Source organism: Clostridium sp. AF02-29 (assembly GCF_934835585.1).
In the GTDB taxonomy this organism is placed as follows: Bacteria; Bacillota; Clostridia; order Lachnospirales; family Lachnospiraceae; genus Otoolea; species Otoolea fessa.
In genome coordinates, this window is the sequence record NZ_CAKVZK010000037.1 from 1 (window position 1) to 22,293 (window position 22,293).

At 47.3% G+C, this 22,293-nt stretch carries 18 protein-coding genes; 10 read left to right on the plus strand and 8 right to left on the minus strand.

Going from position 1 to position 22,293, the window contains the following annotated elements; translation table 11 throughout:
- Nucleotides 1-6: 6 nt before the first annotated feature.
- Nucleotides 7-1,527, minus strand: a complete 1,521-nt coding sequence (locus PUQ60_RS09510; protein ID WP_273380611.1) for an AbgT family transporter — start codon at nucleotides 1,525-1,527, stop codon at nucleotides 7-9.
- Between the two features lie 184 nt (nucleotides 1,528-1,711).
- On the opposite strand from PUQ60_RS09510, the gene PUQ60_RS09515 reads away from it, so the two are divergent.
- Nucleotides 1,712-2,725: a LacI family DNA-binding transcriptional regulator gene (locus PUQ60_RS09515; RefSeq protein ID WP_118482402.1), complete on the plus strand. Its 1,014-nt coding sequence runs from the start codon at nucleotides 1,712-1,714 to the stop codon at nucleotides 2,723-2,725.
- Between the two features lie 181 nt (nucleotides 2,726-2,906).
- Here PUQ60_RS09515 and gyrA read toward each other — a convergent pair whose 3' ends face one another.
- The 6 genes from gyrA to dnaA form a co-directional block, all read right to left on the minus strand.
- The gene (gyrA, locus tag PUQ60_RS09520) at nucleotides 2,907-5,432 is read right to left on the minus strand and encodes a DNA gyrase subunit A (RefSeq protein ID WP_273380609.1); all 2,526 of its coding nucleotides are present in this window, start codon (nucleotides 5,430-5,432) and stop codon (nucleotides 2,907-2,909) included.
- A 46-nt stretch (nucleotides 5,433-5,478) separates the two neighbouring features.
- The gene (gene gyrB / locus PUQ60_RS09525; protein WP_273380607.1) at nucleotides 5,479-7,392 is read right to left on the minus strand and encodes a DNA topoisomerase (ATP-hydrolyzing) subunit B; all 1,914 of its coding nucleotides are present in this window, start codon (nucleotides 7,390-7,392) and stop codon (nucleotides 5,479-5,481) included.
- A 22-nt stretch (nucleotides 7,393-7,414) separates the two neighbouring features.
- The gene (gene recF / locus PUQ60_RS09530; protein ID WP_118493317.1) at nucleotides 7,415-8,524 is read right to left on the minus strand and encodes a DNA replication/repair protein RecF; all 1,110 of its coding nucleotides are present in this window, start codon (nucleotides 8,522-8,524) and stop codon (nucleotides 7,415-7,417) included.
- 11 nt (nucleotides 8,525-8,535) lie between these two features.
- A complete protein-coding gene (locus PUQ60_RS09535; RefSeq protein WP_107000960.1) occupies nucleotides 8,536-8,742 on the minus strand; it encodes an RNA-binding S4 domain-containing protein in 207 nt (68 codons plus the stop codon).
- Between the two features lie 60 nt (nucleotides 8,743-8,802).
- Nucleotides 8,803-9,921 carry a DNA polymerase III subunit beta gene (gene dnaN, locus PUQ60_RS09540; RefSeq protein WP_022358494.1) on the minus strand — a complete coding sequence of 373 codons (1,119 nt, stop codon included), beginning with the start codon at nucleotides 9,919-9,921 and terminating at the stop codon, nucleotides 8,803-8,805.
- A 285-nt stretch (nucleotides 9,922-10,206) separates the two neighbouring features.
- Complete coding sequence (gene dnaA / locus PUQ60_RS09545; RefSeq protein ID WP_022358493.1) at nucleotides 10,207-11,577, minus strand: chromosomal replication initiator protein DnaA; 1,371 nt, start codon at nucleotides 11,575-11,577, stop codon at nucleotides 10,207-10,209.
- A 599-nt stretch (nucleotides 11,578-12,176) separates the two neighbouring features.
- On the opposite strand from dnaA, the gene rpmH reads away from it, so the two are divergent.
- The 9 genes from rpmH (at nucleotide 12,177) to PUQ60_RS09590 (ending at nucleotide 20,233) form a co-directional block, all read left to right on the plus strand.
- Nucleotides 12,177-12,311, plus strand: a complete 135-nt coding sequence (rpmH, locus tag PUQ60_RS09550) for a 50S ribosomal protein L34 (RefSeq protein WP_087225913.1) — start codon at nucleotides 12,177-12,179, stop codon at nucleotides 12,309-12,311.
- A gap of 315 nt (nucleotides 12,312-12,626) precedes the next feature.
- Nucleotides 12,627-12,986, plus strand: coding sequence for a ribonuclease P protein component (gene rnpA / locus PUQ60_RS09555; protein ID WP_107000958.1), 360 nt, complete (start codon nucleotides 12,627-12,629; stop codon nucleotides 12,984-12,986).
- Nucleotides 12,982-13,191 carry a membrane protein insertion efficiency factor YidD gene (gene yidD / locus PUQ60_RS09560; RefSeq protein ID WP_333489800.1) on the plus strand — a complete coding sequence of 70 codons (210 nt, stop codon included), beginning with the start codon at nucleotides 12,982-12,984 and terminating at the stop codon, nucleotides 13,189-13,191. Before rnpA ends, yidD begins: the two co-directional genes overlap by 5 nt.
- Nucleotides 13,192-13,210: 19 nt before the next feature.
- Complete coding sequence (locus PUQ60_RS09565) at nucleotides 13,211-14,464, plus strand: YidC/Oxa1 family membrane protein insertase (RefSeq protein WP_022358953.1); 1,254 nt, start codon at nucleotides 13,211-13,213, stop codon at nucleotides 14,462-14,464.
- Between the two features lie 14 nt (nucleotides 14,465-14,478).
- A complete protein-coding gene (gene jag, locus PUQ60_RS09570; RefSeq protein ID WP_273380600.1) occupies nucleotides 14,479-15,147 on the plus strand; it encodes an RNA-binding cell elongation regulator Jag/EloR in 669 nt (222 codons plus the stop codon).
- Nucleotides 15,148-15,336: 189 nt separating this feature from the next.
- Nucleotides 15,337-16,716, plus strand: coding sequence for a tRNA uridine-5-carboxymethylaminomethyl(34) synthesis GTPase MnmE (mnmE, locus tag PUQ60_RS09575; protein WP_273380599.1), 1,380 nt, complete (start codon nucleotides 15,337-15,339; stop codon nucleotides 16,714-16,716).
- Nucleotides 16,717-17,074: 358 nt separating this feature from the next.
- Nucleotides 17,075-18,982: a tRNA uridine-5-carboxymethylaminomethyl(34) synthesis enzyme MnmG gene (mnmG, locus tag PUQ60_RS09580; protein WP_022358788.1), complete on the plus strand. Its 1,908-nt coding sequence runs from the start codon at nucleotides 17,075-17,077 to the stop codon at nucleotides 18,980-18,982.
- A 260-nt stretch (nucleotides 18,983-19,242) separates the two neighbouring features.
- The gene (gene rsmG / locus PUQ60_RS09585) at nucleotides 19,243-20,010 is read left to right on the plus strand and encodes a 16S rRNA (guanine(527)-N(7))-methyltransferase RsmG (RefSeq protein ID WP_273381097.1); all 768 of its coding nucleotides are present in this window, start codon (nucleotides 19,243-19,245) and stop codon (nucleotides 20,008-20,010) included.
- 94 nt (nucleotides 20,011-20,104) lie between these two features.
- Nucleotides 20,105-20,233 (plus strand): hypothetical protein, encoded by a 129-nt coding sequence (locus PUQ60_RS09590; protein ID WP_273381099.1) that lies wholly within the window; start codon nucleotides 20,105-20,107, stop codon nucleotides 20,231-20,233.
- A gap of 461 nt (nucleotides 20,234-20,694) precedes the next feature.
- Here the strand turns inward: PUQ60_RS09590 and PUQ60_RS09595 are convergent, their stop codons facing one another.
- Nucleotides 20,695-21,645 (minus strand): alpha/beta hydrolase, encoded by a 951-nt coding sequence (locus PUQ60_RS09595; RefSeq protein WP_022358786.1) that lies wholly within the window; start codon nucleotides 21,643-21,645, stop codon nucleotides 20,695-20,697.
- Nucleotides 21,646-22,293 lie beyond the last annotated feature (648 nt).

Sequence of the window (22,293 nt, forward strand, 5' to 3'; positions counted from 1 at the left end):
GATTTATTATATCTTATTAGCCACTACTGTTACAACGTTAGTATAGCACTTCAACGGAAGCATGGTGGAAACCAGAGTTCCGATACCAGCCTCTTTATCATATTTCTTCATGAATACGATAATCATTGCGAAATAGGACATCATCGGAGTGATAACGTTTGTACAGGAGTCTCCGATACGGTAAGCAACCTGAGCGAACTCCGGTGTGTAACCTAACAGCATAAACATCGGTACGAATACCGGCGCGATCAGAGCCCATTTTGCAGATGCAGAACCCATGAACAGGTTGATGAAGGCTGCAAAAAGAACGAATAAGATCATGGTCGGGATAGTTCCGATACCGGAGTTTCTGAAGAACTCAGCTCCCTTTAATGCAAGGATCGTTCCTAATTTGGTATAACCAAAGAAGTTAATAAACTGTGCTGCCACAAAGGTCAGAGCGATGTAGGAGCTCATGGTTCCCATGGCACGTCCCATAGCGTTGCAGACATCCTTCTCTCCGTGGTATACACCAGTCATATGACCATATACAACAGACGGTACGAAGAAAAGTACAGTGATAATCGGGATGATGCCCTCCATAAACGGAGAGTTTCCTAACAGTGTTCCATCCTCAGCTCTCATAACAGAGTTAGCCGGGAGACAGAAAGCTACCAGAACCAGAATCATAACCAGTAAGGTTAAACCAGCTACTTTCAGAGCCTTTCTTTCCTGGTCATTTAATTTATACTCAGAGCTTGTTTCATTCTCTTCCCCATTGCCGTGATACTCACCAAAACGCGGTGCAACGACTTTCTCAGTGATGATAGTACCTAAGATTGTGATCAGGAAGGTAGATACCATCATGAAATACCAGTTTCCGGTCGGCTCAACTACATAAGTCGGGTCTACCATCTTTACAGCCTCGTTGGTAATACCGCAAAGAAGCGGATCCAGAGTACCGATTAATAAGTTTGCAGAGAAACCACCGGATACACCTGCAAATGCTGCAGCCATACCAACTACCGGATGACGATTGTATGCCATGAACATCAGTGCTGCGATCGGAATCAGAACGATGTATCCAACTGCATCGGCCAGGTTGGACATAACGCCTAAGAATACGATCATCGGAGTAATTAACTTAGCCGGAGTAACCTCTACAGCAGACTTTAATGCGCCTCCGATTAAACCACTGTCCTCCAGAAGTCCGATACCAAACATAGCTACCAGGACAACTCCCAAAGGAGCGAATCCTGTAAAGTTAGTGATTGCATGTGTCAGCATATACACAAGCCCCTCACCATTCAAAAGGCTGACAGCCTGAACCGTCTGTGTCTCTACGACTCCCTTAGAACGGTTAACCAGTTCACCTGTTGCCGAAACTCCAGCCATCTCACAGACAGCAGAAAGAACGATAACAAAGAGAACTAAAATTGCAAAAATAGAAATCGGATGCGGAAGTTTATTTCCGACTTTCTCAATTCCGTTCAGCCAGCGGTTTAATAACGAAGGCTTATCTTTTGCTTGTTCGTTTGCTTTTCCCATTTTTTCCTCCATTTCAAACTTATACGTATAAGTTAATTTTGTATTGTTAGAATATCACAAAAGGATCGGCATTTCAATTATTTTTTTAGCAATATTAAATTATTGTGTATTTTAGTGAATTTCTATAGACATTTTTAGAGAAATTTAATAAACTGTAAAAGTGTTATAAGGAGTCTACAAAGTTATGAAAAAAAATGTTACTGCAAAAGACATCGCAAAACTCTGCGGAGTCTCTCAGGCGACTGTATCTTATGTGATCAATAATCGCCAGAATCAGAAGATCAGTGAGGAAACCAGACGCAAGGTTTTAGATGCCGTTGAAGCACTTCACTACTATCCCAATGCTTCCGCCAAAAGCATGCGGACCAAAAACTGTACATCCATCGGAATTGTATGTGCAAAGGATTACAGCCGCCAGGCTTTCTTAAATGCTTTTACCGGAATCAGCCAGTACCTGTCCCAGATCGACTATACCATCACGATTTTCAATGAAATGGATGATATAGATTCTTCTCCGGATTATGTCAAAAGCTATTATTCCAACGTGATCGATGGACTCATTTTTATTTCCAACGATGATCACGCTGCTTTTACAAAACCGGCCGATGAAAATCATATTCCTTATGTGGTTATCTGTATGGACGGGGTTTTCTCAAAAAAAACACCGTTCCCCCATGCATTTGAATATGCCCTGCAGGAATGTGCCTCCTTCTGTCTGGAAAAGGGAATCCGCGAAGTGCGGTATTTTTCCATCAGCAATGACGGTCTTTTAGTTAATAATAAATATCCGCTTTTTGAATCCCTGCTTCGCCGGACGGCACCGAACTGCCATCTGGAACACGTGATCTGCCCTATCAAGGATCGTGATCTGATTCATTTGCAGCAATTTTTAGCTAAATACATGGAAAACCGCAGTTTTGATCTTGCCATTTCTCAAAACTACGACATTGGACTGCTGCTGCAGCGTGAAATTTTAAAAACAGGCTTTTCCATCCCTCAGAGAATTCGCCATATCTTCCTGAACGAGGTGAATTTCTATGAAATGGACTATCCTTCTATCAGCGGCATTGATATTCCCTACGATCAAATGGGCGAGTATGCTGCCAAACTTCTTCTTGCTATGATCGAAAACCGTGAATCTGAATTTACCTACCAGGAATTCAAGTGCCGCCTCATTCAGAGAGAAACGACGCTGTGACGCTGTTAAAATACTGCGCCTTATAAAGATCAAAAAGAGAACACCCGCTAATTCCAGTTTATGAATTGCCGGATGTTCTCTTTTTTTATGATTTTCTTTTCAAAGATCAAGAATATCTGATCTTTTTTACTTTTTATTCGTTACAGTTTAGCCAAATCAGCTAAAGACTGAACTGTAACTTTTATTCTTCCATATTCTCAGATTCGGTTTCTTCTCCGTCCTGTTCCTCCAGAAGTTCGTCTTCTTCATCCTCATCCTTGTCGCTCTCCCGCACCTTGGCGATGCTTGCAACTGCTATGCCGGATTCAGCATCAATACTCATCAGCTTCACACCGGAGGTATTGCGTCCGATAATCGAGATGTCGCTGACTGCCATCTTGATGATAATGCCTTCATTGGTAATCAGCATGATCTTGCGCTCATTATCTACCAGCTTTGCACCCACCAAATCACCGGTTTTGTCGATGATCTTATAACAGCGCACACCCTTGCCGCCACGGTTCTGGGCTGTAAATTCATCAATCGGAGTGCGTTTTCCATAACCATTTTCCGATACCACCAGCAGGCATTCTCCCTGGCTGGCCATCTGCATACCGATGACTTCATCGCCTTCATCAAACTTCATGCCGATAACCCCCATGGAAACACGGCCTGTCACGCGGACATCGGTCTCATGGAATCGGATACACATACCTTTCTTTGTGATCAGGAAAATATCTTCGGTATTATCGGTAGCCTTAACTTCGATCAATTCATCGTCATCACGAAGTACAATCGCCTGAAGACCGTTCTTGCGGACATTGCTGTATTCCTTCATCGGAGTCTTCTTAACCATACCATTGCGGGTTGCCATGAAGAGATATTTCTCATCATCGATCTCCTTCATAGGAACGATGGATGTGATCTTCTCGCCTGGCATCAGCGGAAGCAGATTCACGATGGCAGTACCTCTGGCAGTGCGTCCTGCCTCCGGAATCTCGTATCCTTTCAGACGGTATACGCGTCCCTTGTTGGTAAAGAACATCACATAATGATGGGTTGTGGTCATCAGCAGATCTTCGATATAATCTTCCTCAATGGTCTGCATGCCCTTGATTCCCTTGCCGCCGCGGTTCTGGCTCTTGAAATTATCGCTGGACATTCTCTTAATATAGCCAAAATTGGTCATGGTCACAACGATATCGTCATCCGGGATCAAATCCTCCGCAGACATATCGTATTCATCATATCCGATGGCGGTACGGCGGTCATCTCCGTATTTATCAGCGATGAGGGAGATCTCCTCCTTGATAACACACAGAAGTTTCTTCTCATCTGCCAGAATCGCTTTCAACTCTGCAATCTTTGCCTCCAGCTCTTTATATTCATTTTCCAGTTTCTCGCGTTCCAAACCGGTCAGAGCACGCAGACGCATATCTACGATGGCCTGTGCCTGTGCATCCGAAAGATCAAAACGCTCCATTAACTGAGCTTTCGCCGCCTGAACATTGGCAGAACCGCGGATGATCTTAATAACCTCATCGATATGATCCAGTGCCTTTAAAAGACCTTCCAAAATATGGGCTCTCTCTTCTGCCTTGTTCAGATCATATTTGGTTCTTCTGGTTACCACATCCTCCTGGTGCTTTAAGTAATATTCCAGGATCTGCTGCAGATTTAAGATACGCGGCTCATTATTAACCAGCGCCAGCATAATCACACCAAAGGTGTCCTGCAGCTGTGTATGCTTCAGCAGACGGTTCATGATGACATTGGCATTCACATCACGGCGCAGTTCAATGCAGATCCGAAGTCCCTCACGGTTGGATTCATCACGCAGATCCGTGATTCCATCAAGCTTTTTATCCTTTACAAGCTCTGCGATCTTTTCGATCAAACGAGCCTTATTCACTGCATAAGGAAGCTCTGTCACGATGATACGGCTCTTGCCATTTGCCATGGCCTCGATATTGTATACAGCCCGTACACGGATCTTGCCGCGTCCGGTTCTGTAGGCTTCTTCGATGCCTGCTTTTCCAAGGATGGTTGCTCCTGTCGGGAAATCAGGTCCCTTTACGATCTCCATCAGTTCTTCGATGGTAGTCGGGCGGTCTTCCTCCACCCGGTTGTCTATGATCTTGACAACGGCAGCAATCACCTCACGCAGGTTGTGAGGCGGAATATTCGTTGCCATACCAACGGCGATACCGGTGCCGCCATTTACCAGAATATTGGGAAAACGGGACGGAAGAACCGTCGGTTCTTTCTCAGTCTCATCAAAGTTCGGCATAAAATCAACGGTATTCTTGCCAATATCCGCCAGCATCTCCATGGAAATACGGCTCAATCTTGCCTCGGTGTATCGCATCGCTGCGGCGCCGTCGCCGTCCATGGAACCGAAGTTTCCATGTCCATCTACAAGCGGGTAACGGGTAGCCCATTTCTGAGCCATATTAACCAATGCGCCGTAAATGGAGCTGTCGCCGTGCGGGTGATATTTACCCATTGTATCACCGACGATACGGGCGGATTTACGGTGCGGCTTATCCGGACCGTTATTCAGCTCAACCATCGAATAAAGCACTCGTCTCTGCACCGGTTTCAAGCCGTCGCGCACGTCCGGGAGTGCCCGGGCGGCGATAACGCTCATCGCATAATCGATGTAAGACGTTTCCATTGTCTTTTTCAGATCAATGTCATGAATTTTGTCAAATATATTTGGTTCCATCTATACTCCTTTCGTCCTCAAAAGGATTTAAGTGACTTAAATTTAATTAAATATCCAGGTTCTTTACGTACTTCGCATTTGCCTCGATAAACTCACGACGCGGCTCAACCTGATCACCCATCAGGGTAGCAAATGTCAGATCAACCTCCGAAGCAGTCTCACTGTCGATCTGTACACGGAGAAGAATTCGGCGCTCCGGATCCATGGTAGTCTCCCAAAGCTGTTCCGCGTCCATCTCGCCCAGACCTTTATAACGCTGGATCTTATTGTTGTTGTCACGGCCAATCTCAGTCAGAATCGAATTCAGCTCATCATCGCTGTATGCATACCAGACACGCTTATTCTTCTCGATCTTATAAAGCGGCGGCTGTGCCAGATATACATGTCCTTCCCGGATCAGATCCGGCATAAAACGATACAGGAACGTCAGAAGCAGGGTACTGATATGAGCACCGTCCACATCGGCATCGGTCATGATAATGATCTTGTTGTAACGAAGTTTTGAAATATCAAAATCTTCATGAATACCGGTACCAAATGCCGTGATCATCGCACGGATCTCCGCATTGCCGTAAATTCGATCCAGTCTTGCTTTTTCTACGTTTAAGATCTTGCCTCGAAGAGGCAGAATAGCCTGATTGGATTTATTTCTAGCCTCTTTCGCAGAACCACCCGCGGAATCTCCCTCTACGATGTAGATCTCGCAGTTTTCCGGATTCTTGTCGGAACAGTCGGCTAATTTTCCTGGAAGCGCCATGCCGTCGAGCGCTGATTTACGTCTCGTCATCTCGCGCGCCTTGCGGGCTGCGTCGCGGGCTCTCTTGGCAAGAATTGATTTCTCACAGATGATCTTGGCAACCGTTGGATTCTGCTCCAGGAAATATGTCAGCTGCTCGCTCACGATCGCATCGACCGCCGCGCGGGCCTCGCTGTTGCCGAGTTTCTGCTTCGTCTGTCCCTCAAACTGCGGCTCCTCGATCTTAACGCTGATGATCGCTGTAAGGCCCTCGCGGATATCTTCACCGCTGAGTGCCGGCTCATTTTCCTTCAGAAGCTTATTTTTCTTCGCATAATCGTTAAAAGTCTTCGTCAGCGCGCTCTTGAAACCAGCCAGATGCGTACCGCCCTCCGGGGTATTGATATTGTTGACGAATGTGTAGATATTTTCCGTGTAGGAATCGTTATGCTGCATCGCCACCTCGACAAATACCTTGTCCTTGATGCCCTCGCAGTAGATAACCGGTTCATAGAGCTTCTCATTGCTCCGGTTCAAGTAGGTGACAAATTCCTTGATACCGCCCTCATAGTGGAAGGTCTTCTCATGCTTCACTTCTCTGTCATCCCGCAGGGTGATCTTTAAGTTTTTCGTCAGGAATGCCGTCTCACGCAGGCGTACTTTTAACGTATCATAGTCGTAGACTGTTTCCTCGAAAATCTCCTTATCCGGCAGGAATACGACCCGTGTGCCGTGCTTATCCGGAGCACACTCACCGACTACTTTCAGCGGATACATCGTTTTGCCGCGCTCATAGCGCTGTTTATATACCTTTCCATCGCGGCAGATCTCAACCTCCAGCCACTCGGAAAGGGCGTTTACAACCGATGCGCCTACGCCGTGCAGACCGCCGGATACCTTGTATCCGCCGCCGCCGAACTTGCCGCCCGCATGCAGGATCGTAAATACGACCTCAACCGCCGGAAGACCCGCCTTTTTCTGGATGTCAACCGGAATGCCACGACCGTCATCCTGTACCGTGATCGAATTGTCCGCATTGATCTGCACCTCAATGTGGCTGCAGTATCCAGCGAGCGCCTCGTCCACGGAGTTGTCTACTATCTCATACACCAGGTGATGGAGGCCTCTTACAGATGTGCTGCCTATATACATACCAGGACGCTTTCTGACCGCCTCCAATCCCTCCAATATCTGTATTTGATCTGCACTGTATTCTGAACCCATAGTTCCTCCTTCACTTGCTGTTTTATGTCTGACTAGTTGTCTTGTTTGGACGTTCACAAGTGACCGTCCCGCTCACGACCCGAAAGGTCTTATCTATCTGGAAGCTGTGGCTGATAAAATCATCCAAGCCCGTACAGGTAATGATCGTCTGTATGTGGCGGATGCTGGCGAGCAGATGATCCTGCCGTTTTCCATCTAACTCCGACAAAACATCGTCGAGAAGCAGGATCGGATACTCCTTTTTGATCTTTTTAACCAGCTCAATCTCCGCCAGTTTGAGCGATAATGCCGCCGTCCTCTGCTGTCCCTGTGAACCGAAGCGCCGGATGTCAATTCCGTTGACATAGAAACTTAAGTCATCCCGGTGTGGTCCGACCAGTGTCGTCTTCTGCTTCCGGTCCGCCTCGCGGCTCTTTTTGACTGCCGCTTCCAACTGATCTGCCTCCGTGTTCGGCTCATACTGGATGATGAGTTCTTCCTTTCCACCCGACAATTTCTGGTGGATCGGACAGATCAATTCGTTTAATTCACCGATAAATTTCCGCCGGTACTGGCTTACCTCCCGCCCGTAGGAAGCAAGCTGCATATCCCATATATCCAGCATCTCCTCGTACTCGGGATGGAAAAACAGCTCCTTTAAGAGCTTATTTCTCTGTATCACCACCCGGTTGTACTGCACCAGCGAATGGACGTAGAGCCGGTTTAACTGGCATAATTCCAGATCAATAAAACGGCGCCGATCCGCCGGTCCGTTCTTAATGAGATTCAGATCTTCCGGCGAAAAAAACACCACGTTAACAATGCCGAAAAGCTCGCTCGCCCGCCGGATCGGAATCCCGTTGACCGCCACGCCCTTCGTCTTATTTTTCTTTAGATGCATGTCAATCCGGTACGGCACATCGTCCTTGCGAAGCTGCATCTTGATGTGGGACTCGTCCTCTCCGAATTCGATGATCTCCCTGTCCTTGCTGCCGCGGTGGGACTTGGTCGTCGCACACACGTAGACCGCTTCAAGGATATTGGTTTTACCCTGCGCGTTGTCCCCGTAGAGAACATTCGTCCCCGGATCAAAATCCATATGTAATTCCCCGTAATTGCGGTAATTTTTGAGTTCGATCGATTCGATAAACATGAAACCATCCTTTATTTGGTGATTGTTACGGTCTCTCCGTCATACTCGACTTTGTCCCCGTCGTAAAGCTTTTTGCCGCGCTGCATCTCCACCGCGCCATTGACCTTCACAAGCCCATCCTGAATCGCAAATTTAGCATCCACGCCGGACTCTACCAGACCAGCTGCCTTAAGCGCCTGACCCAGTTTTATAAATTCATCTCTCAGTTTTATCTCCATCTTATTTCAGATCCTTTCTGTCACTGTCTGCCTGCACCTGCCATGTCTAAAAATGGCAGGTTAGATCGCTGCCGCATTGAAATTGACCGGCAGGATCAGATAGATGTAAGTCTCCTCCTCGTCCCGGATAAAGCACGGGGATTTCGGATTCATCATGTACAGAGTCACTTCCTCATCATCGATGATTCGCAGCGCATCACCCAAAAACTTCGGGTTGAAGCCGATCATCAGGTCTTTTCCAAACTTGGTAATCGCCAGACGTGCATCCATCGTACCGAAGGCGGAATGCATCTTTAACTCCATTTCTTCATCGGTAAAGTTTAAGATCAAAGGTTTCTTATCATTTTCACGGACGAGAATGCTCGCACGGTCGATCGCATCCATGAAATCACGGCGGTTCAAGGTAACTTTCGTCTCATAATCGGAGGAAAGCATCTGATTGATCCGGAAATACTCGCCCTCAATCAGGCGGGATAACACGATCGTGTCGTCAAATTCAAACATGATGTGGTTGGTGCTGAAGAAAATCTGTACCTCAGAGTCGTTGTCACCGTTTAAGATCTTGCTGATCTCACCTAAAGTCTTGCCAGGAACGATGACTTTTATATCACTGTACTGTTCTTTTAATGCAACTTTGCGGATCGACATGCGGTGTCCGTCGAGGGAAACGAGCTTAAGTTCATTGCCGGTGACCTCCATCAGCTCACCGGTCATCATCTTGTTGCTGTCGTTCGGCGAGATCGAGAAGATCGTCTGGCGGATGATCTCTTTTAAGGTAAACTGGGAAAGTGTGATGAATTTATCCCGCTCAATGTGGGGAATATAGGAAAATTCATCGCCGTCCTTGCCCTGAATCTGGAAAATAGCCTTGTCACAGGTGATCGTCGTGTTGTATTTTTCATCCGATTCGATCGTGATCGTAGAATTTTCGCCGGAGAGCTTGCGGATAATATCGGAAAAAAGCTTGGCATCAAGAGCGATTTTTCCACGTTCCAGGATCGTTCCTTCGACCTTCGTCTCAATTCCCAGCTCCATATCGTTGCCGGTCAGTTTGATCTCATCCGAAACAGCATCGATCAGGATGCATTCGAGAATCGGCATAGTGGTTTTGGAAGGAACGGCCTTCAGAACAATGTTGATGCCGTTCATTAAATGATCTTTTTCAAATGAAAGCTTCATGTTTGTTGATAACTCCTTTGCTAAAAATAACGTGGAACGGAAAGAAAAGATATATATAAATTCCGTCGCAATCGTAGTAGGGGCTGTGAATATGTGGAATTCTCCGGACAGCCCTGAAAATACAGGGGTTCAGACTCCTTTTGAATGGTTAAAAAGGCTGTGCAAAACTGTCCGGAACCGGCTGGATAACTTTTGAATTATCCACAGCCCTGAAATGGAGCAAAATGTGGGAAAAGTTATCCACAGGTTTTCAACCACTTTTCCACGCGAAATTGTGGAAGAAACCTACTGTGGGCTGATCTTTTTCATTAAGATTTCCACTGTGTTGCGAAGCGATTCGTTTTTCTCCATATCGGCAGCGATCTTGTCGTGACCGTGGATGATCGTCGTGTGATCCCGACCGCCTAAATATTTGCCGATATTCTGCAGGGAAGTTCCGAGCATCGAACGGCAGATATACATCACGATCTGGCGCGGGAATACGATCTCCTTGTTGCGCTTCTGGGAGGAGATGTCAAGCGGAGTGATACCGAAATGATCAGCAACGACCTGGATGATCAGCTCCGGGGTCACTTCTTTCTCCGCGTTCGGGGAAATGAGATCCTTGAGCGCTTCCTCCGCCAGCTCCGTCGTGATCTCCTTGTTATTTAACTTGGAAAGGGCGACGATCTTGGTGAGGGCGCCCTCGAGCTCACGGATGTTGGACTTGACGTTGGTGGCGATGTACTTGATCACTTCATTATCTATATTGTAGCCCTCGAGTTCCTCTTTTTTGCGGAGGATCGCCATACGGGTTTCATAATCCGGCGACTGGATATCGACGGTCAAGCCCCATTCGAAACGGGAACGAAGCCGTTCTTCCAGCGTCTCGATCTCTTTCGGCGGCTTATCTGAGGAGATAATGATCTGTTTTTTCGCTTCATAGAGTGCGTTGAAGGTATGGAAAAATTCTTCCTGTGTCGATTCCTTACCGATAATAAACTGGATATCATCGATGAGGAGGACGTCGTTGTTTCTGTATTTTTCACGGAACTCCGTGGTGGAAATATTGTTTTTGTTCCGGATCGCATCGATCAGTTCGTTCGTAAACTTCTCACTTGTAACGTAGAGAACCTTCGCTTTTGGATTGTTTTTTAAGATAAAATGTCCGATCGAGTGCATAAGATGCGTTTTTCCCAGACCTACACCCCCGTAAATGAAGAGAGGGTTGTAGATCTCACCCGGAGATTCTGCTACGGCGAGGGAAGCGGCGTGCGCTAAGTTATTGTTCGCGCCGACGACGAAGGTGTCGAATGTGTAGCGCGGATTTAAGTTCGCATCCTGGATGAGCTGGCGGCTGACCTCGGACGGGCGGTTGATCAGATGGCTTTTGTCCGTCTCTTTTTGCGGCTCATCGACCTGTTCGATGGTGACAAAATCGACCTCACACTCGATTCCGGTTAGTTCTTCGATGGTAATCTGGATCAAAAGTCCGTATTTTTTTTTGATATAGCCGAGAAACTGCACATCCGGAACCAGGATCTGAAGGGTGCCGTCTTTCATGGAATAAGGCTGCGTCGGAAGCAGCCATGTTTTGAAAGAAACGTCCGTCAGTTCGTGTTCTTCTTTAATATGGAGGAGAATTTCATCCCATTTTTCCTTAATTTTCTCTATCATACTGTGTCTCCTAAACGTAAAAAGCAGCCAAAACTGCAAAATAACCCAATCTAAGTTCTATTCTACATGATTTGTCCACATTTTTCAATAAAAACCCGCAATGTGAATAAGTGAAATTCAGTTATCCACGTGGAAAAAACGCCGAAAAATAAGGCTTTTTGGTGAATGGGTGTGAACAATCAGAAGCTTATCCAGATCGTATTCCACGGCTTTTCCACAAGTTATCCCCAAAATGTGGATAACTGGAGGATAAGCTGTGAATAGGTGGCGGGAATACTGATAAAATAAGGATTTTTTTATCCACAAAATGGAAATGCCCCGGTGTGTATACTGTATACAATAAGGTGCCGCGACAGCAATCGACGATCGATCTGTGGGGACGCAGGATCGAAATGGTGGAAAAACCACAGAAATTCCTTGTTCTATGGGGATTAAAAAGATCAAAATAGTGGTTGACGAATGCGGAATTCTTCTATATAATGGAGAAGATGTTTAATTACAATAGTCTAACTATGTTGAGAAGAATGCGGATTTCGGCGTGAGCCGGAGGAAGCGTGGATTTCTCTTACTATATTATGGATGAGGAGGTGTATGCAGACATGAAGATGACATTTCAGCCGAAGAAAAGACAGAGAGCAAAAGTTCATGGATTCCGTGCGAGAATGAGCAGCGCAGGTGGAAGAAAAGTTCTGGCTGCCAGAAGAGCAAAAGGTAGAGCAAAATTATCTGCTTAATGAACGAGGCCGCAATCGAGTTATAGATTGTGGCCTTTCTTAATATTCATAGAAAAAGTTCTATGAAATTAAGAAAAGCTCTGCGATGCACACTCGGTGCAGGGGAAAATGATTGCTAATGCAATCGCACCTCGGTGCGTGAATCCGGCGAGCCGGATTTTATTTTATTCATAGGAAATTGCGTCCTATGAATAAAAAACGCTCCGCGAGGATGCGCACTTGCGCGAAGCAGAAACATGTCGCAAGCGACCGCGCTCGGCGCGAGAATGTGCCAGGGCACATTCTTTTTTATATTATTTATCATTGGTGATTTTAATGAAGCGTTTTAATTCAATTAAGAAGAACAGCGAATTTCAAAAGGTTTACAAGACAGGGAAATCCTATGCCAATAAGCTTCTGGTTATGTACGTGAAGCGGGTGGATGACGGGAAGGAGCCTCGGATCGGTATCTCCGTCAGCAAAAAGGTTGGAAACAGCGTGGTCCGCCATCACGTGACAAGGTTGGTACGGGAGAGCTATCGGTTAAATAAGGACAGAGTCAGACTCGGATTAGACATCGTAGTCGTTGCCAGACCGGCAGCGAAAGAAGCAGACTTCAAAAAAATTGAGAGTGCATACCTGCACTTATGCGGACTGCATAACATTCTGGAGAATCGAAGTGAGAATATTGATTAAGAAGATCTTGATAAAGATGATTCGGGGATATCAGCTCTATATTTCCCCTATGACAGGACCTCACTGCAAGTACACGCCGACGTGCTCGGAGTACGCCATCCAAGCACTTAAAAAGTACGGCGCTGTAAAAGGTATGATTTTGGCATGTAAGCGGATTCTTCGCTGTAATCCATTTGCAGAAGGCGGTTATGATCCAGTTCCGTAAAGGATGAGGAGGTAGTTCATTGGACGTTAGCGTTTTAGTTGCGACAAAGGCAGGTTCGATCATGGGACCGATCGCCAGCGTGTTTGGTTATATCATGGACTTTTTATTCCGGATTACCAGCAGCATGGGGATCATGAATATCGGTCTGTGTATCATCCTGTTTACCATTATCACAAAGTTACTGTTATTTCCTCTGACGATCAAACAGCAGGAATCGTCAAAACTTATGTCGCTTATGAACCCTGAAATCAAGGCGGTTCAGAATAGGTATAAGGGAAAAACCGATCAGGCATCGATGGCTAAACAACAGGTCGAGATGCAGGCAGTCTATGAGAAATATGGCTCGAATCCGATGGCAGGATGTCTGCCGATGGCGATTCAGCTTCCGATTATCTTCGCTTTGTACCGGGTTATCTACAACATTCCGGCATACGTACCGTCAGTACGTGTCTTTTTTGACAACGTAGCGAACCCGCTGATGGGGCAGCCGGATTACATCAACAAGATTTCCGAGCTGGCAAGCGGTGTCGGCATGGCGGTGGACAAGGTAGACTACACCGTGGCAAACAAAGTCGTAGATATGTTATATAAGTTGACACCGGCTGGATGGGATACGCTGGAAAGTTTATTCCCGCAGATCTCTTCGACGATCGCAGAAAATGCGAGCAAGATTGAGCAGATGAACTATTTCTTCGGCATCAATCTGGCAACTCCGCCGTTTACCGGTTTTAACCATATCACGATCGCATGGATCATCCCGATCCTCGCAGGTCTGACCCAGTGGATCTCCACCAAGCTGATTTCCAATTTACAGCAGGTGGATCAGGACGCGCCGGGCGCGAGCATGATGAACAGCATGATGATCACGATGCCGCTGATGTCCGTATTCTTCTGTTTCTCCCTGCCGTCCGCGATCGGTATCTACTGGGTCGTTCAGGGTGCATTCCAGCTCGTTCAGCAGCTGATCGTAAATGCACATATGAACAAGATCGATGTCGATGATCTGATCCGCCGCAACGTGGAGAAGATGAACAAGAAGAGAGCGAGAAAAGGTCTGCCGCCGGCCAATGTCAGCGAGAAGGCAAGCGTGAATTTAAAGGCGCTGCAGGCACGCGAGGATGCGGAAAGCAAGGCGAAAGAGGACAAGATCTCCCGCAATAAAAAGCAGATGGAGGCGTCTGAAGCATTTTACAATTCCGATCCGAAGCCGGGCAGTCTGGCTTCCAAGGCAAAGATGGTGCAGAAGTACAACGATAAGCACGCGAAAAAATAGAAGGAGGGCGCAGGATGGATATGATTACGGTTACCGCTAAGACAGTCGATGAGGCAGTAACAAAGGCACTGATTGAACTGGAAACCACCAGTGATAAATTAGAGTACGAAGTGGTCGAAAAAGGAAGCGCCGGATTTCTGGGGATCGGCGCGAAACCGGCGATCATCCGTGCTAAGAAAAAAGAGACGCTCGAGGATCGTGCGATCGATTTTTTAAGCCAGGTATTTGATGCGATGAACTTAGATGTGAAGATCGCAGCGGCTTTCAATGAGGAAGAGGGCGAGATGAACATCGATCTCTCCGGTGAGGATATGGGTATTTTGATCGGTAAGAGAGGTCAGACCCTGGATTCTCTCCAGTATCTGGTCAGCCTGGTTGTCAACAAGAAGAGCGAGAATTACGTCCGCGTGAAGCTCGATACCGAGAATTACCGCGAGAGACGGAAAGAGACGCTTGAGACACTGGCAAAGAACATTGCTTACAAGGTAAAGAGAACGAAACGTTCCGTATCTTTGGAGCCGATGAACCCGTATGAGAGACGGATCATTCATGCAGCGCTGCAGAATGACAAGTATGTCACCACCCGCAGCGAGGGCGAGGATCCGTTCCGGCATGTGATTATTTCGCTGAAGCGTGAGGGCAGACGCGAGAGAAGTGACGGGTATGGGAGATATGAGAAGTAAATAAGTGTGACGAAGAAGGTCTGGAGGTATCTAGACCTTCTTTTTTGTGGGGGATCGAGCGCGAGAGGTTTATCGTGAAAACATGAAAAAAGAAATAAATATTAGACTAGATTTGTAAATAAAGATGGGAAAATGCTCCCATATGGTATAGAATAAGAAGATAAAAAGCAAGGAAGGATTTATATATATATGGTATATACAGATACAATCGCCGCGATCGCGACGGCGCTTTCGAGTTCGGGGATTGGGATTATCCGAATTAGCGGTTCGGACGCTGTGGCGGTGGCGGAGCGGATGTTTGAACCGGCGGTGGCGGGGAAGAGGCTTTCAGAGCAGAAAACGTATACGATTCATTATGGATATATTCGGGATGGAGAGGAACGGATCGATGAAGTGCTGCTTCTTTTGATGCGCGGTCCGCACAGTTATACGGCGGAGGACACGGTAGAGATTGACTGTCACGGAGGCGTGCTGGTGATGAAGCGGATTCTGGAGCTGGCGGTAAAATGTGGGGCGCGGCTGGCGGAACCAGGCGAATTTACGAAGCGGGCGTTTTTAAATGGCAGAATTGATCTTTCGCAGGCGGAAGCCGTGATCGATGTGATCCAGTCGAAAAATGAGTATGCGCTGCAGTCTTCGGTCAGCCAGTTGAGCGGTTCAATGTCGCGGAAAGTGCGGGAACTCCGCGAAAAACTAATCTATGATATTGCCTTTATTGAGTCCGCACTTGATGATCCGGAGCATATTTCTCTGGACGGATACCCGGAGCGCCTTCGGGAGACGCTGCAGCCGATTGAGATGGAGCTGGAGGCGTCGATCGGGACGTTTGACAACGGGCGCATCATGACGGAGGGGATCAAAACCGTGATCTTAGGTAAGCCGAATGCAGGAAAATCGTCCCTGATGAATGTACTGCTGGGAGAGGATCGCGCGATTGTGACGGAGATCGCCGGTACGACACGCGATACGCTGGAGGAAAATATCCGTCTGCGCGGGCTTAGCTTAAATTTGATCGATACGGCGGGCATCCGGGAAACGGAGGATATCGTTGAAAAGATTGGCGTGGAACGAGCGAGAAAGATTGCGGATGAGGCAGATTTGATCTTGTATGTGGTCGATGGATCAAGGGAGCTGGATGAAAATGACCGCCAGATCCTCGATTTGATCCGGGGACGGAAGGTGATCGTCCTCTTAAATAAGACAGATCTGGAACCGGTTCTCACAGAAGAAGCGCTTCGCGAAGCGTGCGGGCAGGAAGTGATCCCGGTATCGGCGAAGGAACAGCAGGGAATTGATCGATTGGAGGAAAAAATTCAGACGATGTTCTTGCAGGGAAACCTGAATTTCAACGATCAGGTCATGCTGACAAACGTCCGTCACAAGACGGCGATGGAGCAGGCGCTGAAAAGCCTGCGTCTGGTCGAGACAAGCATCGACAATGCGATGCCGGAGGATTTTTTCTCGATTGATCTGATGGATGCCTATGAACATCTTGGAACGATCCTTGGGGAATCACTGGAAGAGGATCTGGTGAATGAGATTTTCAGCCATTTTTGTATGGGGAAATAGATCAATTTTTTTGCAAGGTTTCTTTCCTTGTGGTATGATAGGGTGGATCTGAAAACAAGAAAGAATATAAGGCGTTTGATCAAATTGAAATGTGCAGCTGCAGTAAAATCGGCTGCGAATCATACGGCGCATGAGCCGCAGTGTTTATCTCAGTCGAGAAGACTCCCACCTCTTCAGGTGGTGAGTAATAGCAAATTTGTCTCAGTGGAAGCCTTGTCTCCGACTGAGATAAACGCTCCGCGAGGATGCGCAGTGATTCTGTAAAGAATATGTCAGCTTACGCTGACCAGAATCACGCGCCAAGTCTCACGGACGTTCGACTTGAATAGAACGCAGAGATAGAGAGGAAAGAGAAAATATGCCCTGTTTAACAGAAAATTATGATGTAGCGGTCGTCGGGGCGGGACACGCCGGCTGTGAGGCGGCGCTGGCAAGCGCGAGACTGGGACTCGAGACGATCGTGTTTACCGTCAGCGTGGACAGCATCGCCCTGATGCCGTGCAACCCGAATGTCGGCGGAAGCTCGAAGGGCCACTTGGTGCGCGAGCTGGATGCGCTCGGCGGCGAGATGGGAAAAAATATAGATAAAACCTTTATACAGTCCAAGATGCTCAACCAGTCCAAGGGACCGGCGGTGCATTCGCTCCGCGCGCAGGCGGACAAGCAGGAATACACCCGCCAGATGCGCCGTACCATGGAAAATACCGATCACCTGACGATTCGTCAGGGAGAGGTGGCAGAGCTGATCGTGGAAGAAGGTCAGATCAAAGGACTGAAAACGTACTCCGGCGCGACGTATTACTGCAAGGCGGTGGTGCTGGCAACGGGAACGTACCTGAAAGCTAGATGTATCTATGGCGATGTGAGCAATCCGACCGGACCGAATGGTCTGCAGGCGGCAAACCATCTGACAGATTCCCTGAAAAAGCTGGGAATCGAGATGTTCCGTTTCAAGACGGGCACACCGGCGCGTGTCGATAAGCGCAGCATTGATTTTTCTAAGATGGAAGAGCAGTTCGGCGATGAGAGGATTGTGCCATTTTCTTTTTCCACCGATCCGGAGTCGGTGCAGAAGGAGCAGGTGTCTTGCTGGCTGACCTATACCAATGAGAAAACACATGAGATCATCCGCAACAACCTGGATCGATCGCCCCTCTTTTCGGGCGCGATCGAGGGAACAGGTCCGCGTTACTGTCCATCGATCGAGGATAAGGTGGTAAAATTTCCAGATAAGAACCGTCATCAGGTTTTTGTCGAGCCGGAGGGAATTTACACGAATGAAATGTATCTGGGCGGTATGTCCAGTTCCCTGCCGGAGGATGTGCAGTACGCGATGTACCGTACCGTGCCGGGACTCGAAAATGTAAAAATTGTTCGAAATGCATATGCAATTGAGTACGATTGTATCAATGCACGCCAGTTAAAGGCATCGCTGGAATTTAAGGCGATCCGGGGATTGTTCAGCGGCGGTCAGTTTAACGGAAGCTCCGGTTATGAGGAAGCGGCGGTACAGGGCTTTATGGCGGGTGTCAATGCGGCGCGCGAAGTGCTGGGAAAAGAACCGATCATCCTCGACCGTTCCCAGGCGTATATCGGTGTCTTGATCGACGATCTGGTTACCAAAGAAAACCATGAACCGTACCGGATGATGACGTCGCGTGCGGAATACCGCCTGCTTTTGCGTCAGGACAACGCGGATCTGCGTCTTTCCCCGATCGGGCATGAGATTGGACTGGTCAGTGATGCGATGTATGAGCGTGTCCTCTGGAAAGAAAAAATGATCGAGGAAGAGGCAAAGCGTCTGGAGAAGATCAACATTGGCGCTGGAAAAGAAGTGCAGGAATTTTTAGAGCGCCACGGAAGCACCCCGCTCAAGACCGCGGCAACGCTGGCAGAGCTGGTACGCCGTCCGGAGTTAAGCTATGAAGCACTGGCAGAGCTGGATCCGAACCGTCCGGAACTTCCGGAAGATGTGATCGAGCAGATCAACATCAACATCAAGTATGACGGCTATATCCGCCGCCAGCTGCAGCAGGTTGCACAGTTCAAGAAGATGGAGAGCCGGAAGCTGGATGAAAACTTCGACTATTCCACAGTCGGAAGCCTGCGCCGTGAGGCAGTACAGAAATTAAATCTCTATAAACCGGCAAATATCGGTCAGGCATCCCGAATCGCGGGCGTGTCACCGGCGGATATTTCGGTGCTGCTGGTACACTTAGAGCAGAGCCGCCATGCGGGACATGGGGAAGAGAAGAAAGAACTGTAAATATAGAAACGAGCGGATTCAGAGTTACTGTACACGGGTAGGCACTTTTGGAACCGAAAGTGCCGTAAGAAAACCTGGTGGCAGGAGGAATTTGCCGTATTTAAATGCGAAGCCACGGCAAATTCCGTTACTGGGCACGTATGCGTGAACAGTAACGAGTCAGAGACTGCATGGAAACAGGTAAACGCATTGCAGCAACTCAAAATGTAAGATAGATAAGAACCTGAGAAAAAATAGAACATATCATAAAGGATATATTTATGGCAGAAGAAAATAAAGTAGAAAGCGGTGTGGTTCTGCCTCCGGCAGACTTTACCGAGCAGCTTCAGAAAGAAGCGCAGGAGATGGGCGTCGCGTTAAATGAACACCAGATCAAGCAGTTCTACGATTACTATGAACTGTTGATTCATTGGAATACGATGGTGAATCTGACAGCGATCACGGAACAGAAGGAAGTTGTGACCAAACATTTTTCGGATAGTCTGGCACTTGTGAAAGCGGTGCCGGATCTGGCAGAGAAAGAGTATACGTTGATCGATGTTGGAACGGGAGCTGGATTTCCGGGTATTCCGTTAAAGATTGCATTTCCAAATTTAAAGGTCACGCTTCTCGATTCTTTAAATAAGCGGATCAACTTTCTGAACGAGGTAATTCAGGCATTGGAACTGGAAAAAATTCAGGCGGTTCACGGACGGGCGGAGGATGCGGCACATGATAATGTTTCACGTGAAACATTTGATTTCTGCGTTTCACGCGCGGTGGCAAATCTGTCCACGCTGTCGGAATACTGCCTGCCATTTGTCAAGGTGGGAGGCTGGTTTGTACCGTACAAATCAGGCAAACTGGAGGAAGAGATGAAGACGGGAAAAGGTGCGATCCGCAAGCTGGGCGGCGAGCTGGAGGATGTGATTTCCTTCCACCTTGCCAATGAGGATGAGCGTAACCTGGTCCGGATTCATAAGACAGATAGGACGGGAAAGAAGTATCCGAGAAAAGCGGGAACGCCGTCGCGGGAGCCGCTGAAATAAAGCAATCAAAAGATGGATAGAGAAAGACTGTATATGGAACACGTAGAGTATGCAGTCTTTCTTTTTTATATAGGCGGGGTTTAAACAAAAATGTATGACTGAATATTTGTCCTGGAAGATTGTGTTCCAGAAGCCGTATCAGGCATATGACAGAGGAAATCTGGAGAACCAGGTAGAGGCGATGGCAGAGCTGGAAATAATAGGGAAAATTTATAAAATTTGAGTTTTCGTTACAGAATATAGTTTTTTTGTGCGAAAGCCGAGGAGATCGAGTGGGAATAATGTAGAATAAAGAGGAGCATTCCGGGGGTTTTGTTTGTATATAGATAGTGTGGCGGGACCTGGATGAAACATTAGGACCGTTCCTATCAAGAAGAAACAAACAAGGCGCACGGAAGGATGACGCTGTGAATATGAAAGATACTGGAAAAATGGTATCTGCATCATGGCATGAGTATGAAAAAGCAATTTTTATGGAGATGTGGGAAAGAGAGAGTAGCTGTTCACGGGTAGGCACTTTTGGAACCGAAAGTGCCGTAAGAAAACGCGGTGGCAGCAGGAATTTGCCGTATTGAAATGCGAAGCCACGGCAAATTCCGTTACTGGGCATGTATGCGTGAACAGTAATAAGCTTCGTCCTATGACGAAAAAACGCTCCGCGGTATGCATACTCATTATCCTTTTTTAAGAAAAAAACATATGGATCGCATCCATCACGGCATCCGGCTGTTCTAACTGCGGCAGATGTTTGGTCTTTGGGATGATAGAGGACTCGATTGCGGAATTATAAATCTTGTAATCCTGAATCGTCGCCTCGATCATCGGTTCCTCGGAACCGCCGATGATGAAGATGCTGTTGTCGATCTTCCTGAGAGCATTGGAAATATTGCACTTGGTATAGCGGCATTCAATACTGGAGAAGATCGCTTTCGGACATTCACCGAGATGTGCGGCTTCGTGGCTGCGGTCGATCTGAACCGGTTTTACGGTATACGGATTGTAAAAATATTTGGTGCGGAATGCCTCTTCGATCATAGAGCGGCTGCACGCAATGTGGTAAATGAGCGTTCCAGCCAGCGGGAGATCCAGAAGAAGCTTATAAAGCTTGGCATTTTTACCCGGAAGCTGACAACAGTCGGTAAGGCTGCTCGGGTTGATGAGCATGATCTGATCAAACAGTTCTGGAGAGTTGCTGCACGCCATGATAGACAGTGCCGCTGAATCACCGGTGGAGAGAATGTTGGTCCGATGTCCGATCTCAGATTTGATAAAATCACAGATCAGCTGGACAAACAGGTAATTTGTGTAGGTCAGGTTCGGCTTCTCGGAACGTCCGCAGCCGAGAAGGTCGAGCGTGTAGACGGTGTAGGAGCGGCTGAGCTGTTCGCGGATGGATTCCCACTCATAGCCGCTCGATGCAAAGTGCAGATCGTGAATCAACAGAAGCGGTTTGCCGGAACCGCATTTTGTATAGTAGATATTTCCCAGCCGCCATTTGTAGCAGAGAGAATTCTCTTCCCGGGTCAGACCGCGGGAGGTGGCAGAAAATTGAATATATTTATTTAAAAGTGCCAGTGAAACTGCGCCGCCGGCGGACAGCATCAGGCAGGTCATGATCTTGTTTTTTGTGTTCATATAGAAAGCTCCTTTTGAATCGAAAAATTAAACTCGAAAATATCTCATCAAGTAATTCTATTATACCATAAATACTAAATTCAGCTATCGCCTTTGGATCGGCTTCATTAAGTATTTAGGTATGACTCGCACTAGGATCGAAAATGCATCGCTAAGTGTTCATATATATCATATGAACGTATTCTCACCCGTCCACTCACGAACCCGCGCTATCGCGCTCTACCGCCCTGCTTCGCATGGCTGTTCGTTCGTTAATGGCGCAAGAAAAGAATATGTCTGCTTCGCAGCCGCATTCTTTTCTTCTGCGCTCATTATATCACGATTCGCATCTTCGATGCTTACCGCTGCTGACGCAGCTATCGTGATCGCCATTCGCCGTTCGCCATAAATCTGCAAGCAGCTTTCTGGCTCACTTGCGCTCATTATATCATATTTTCCTGTATTCCAGTTCAGCTATTTCCAGCGTATTTTTCACAGAATATCTGTTCACAGATGTGTGCCCAAGTAACGGGATTTTGCCGATGCTTCGCATTTCAAATCGGAAAAATCTGCAACCAGAATTGTAGCGTTCGGAATTTTCAGTTCAGAAAATTTCTACCTGTGAACAGTTATGAACATGCCATTTTATGTAAACAAAATTTCGTTGAA

Coding starts and splice junctions, on each gene's coding strand:
- gyrA (WP_273380609.1), bottom strand. CDS start 5,432: ATGGAACCAAATATATTTGACAAAATTCATGACATTGATCTGAAAAAG.
- mnmE (WP_273380599.1), top strand. CDS start 15,337: ATGGTATATACAGATACAATCGCCGCGATCGCGACGGCGCTTTCGAGT.
- PUQ60_RS09590 (WP_273381099.1), top strand. CDS start 20,105: ATGACTGAATATTTGTCCTGGAAGATTGTGTTCCAGAAGCCGTATCAG.
- PUQ60_RS09510 (WP_273380611.1), bottom strand. CDS start 1,527: ATGGGAAAAGCAAACGAACAAGCAAAAGATAAGCCTTCGTTATTAAAC.
- PUQ60_RS09535 (WP_107000960.1), bottom strand. CDS start 8,742: ATGGAGATAAAACTGAGAGATGAATTTATAAAACTGGGTCAGGCGCTT.
- mnmG (WP_022358788.1), top strand. CDS start 17,075: ATGCCCTGTTTAACAGAAAATTATGATGTAGCGGTCGTCGGGGCGGGA.
- recF (WP_118493317.1), bottom strand. CDS start 8,524: ATGTTTATCGAATCGATCGAACTCAAAAATTACCGCAATTACGGGGAA.
- dnaN (WP_022358494.1), bottom strand. CDS start 9,921: ATGAAGCTTTCATTTGAAAAAGATCATTTAATGAACGGCATCAACATT.
- rsmG (WP_273381097.1), top strand. CDS start 19,243: ATGGCAGAAGAAAATAAAGTAGAAAGCGGTGTGGTTCTGCCTCCGGCA.
- jag (WP_273380600.1), top strand. CDS start 14,479: ATGGATATGATTACGGTTACCGCTAAGACAGTCGATGAGGCAGTAACA.
- rpmH (WP_087225913.1), top strand. CDS start 12,177: ATGAAGATGACATTTCAGCCGAAGAAAAGACAGAGAGCAAAAGTTCAT.
- gyrB (WP_273380607.1), bottom strand. CDS start 7,392: ATGGGTTCAGAATACAGTGCAGATCAAATACAGATATTGGAGGGATTG.
- dnaA (WP_022358493.1), bottom strand. CDS start 11,577: ATGATAGAGAAAATTAAGGAAAAATGGGATGAAATTCTCCTCCATATT.
- rnpA (WP_107000958.1), top strand. CDS start 12,627: ATGAAGCGTTTTAATTCAATTAAGAAGAACAGCGAATTTCAAAAGGTT.
- PUQ60_RS09595 (WP_022358786.1), bottom strand. CDS start 21,645: ATGAACACAAAAAACAAGATCATGACCTGCCTGATGCTGTCCGCCGGC.
- PUQ60_RS09515 (WP_118482402.1), top strand. CDS start 1,712: ATGAAAAAAAATGTTACTGCAAAAGACATCGCAAAACTCTGCGGAGTC.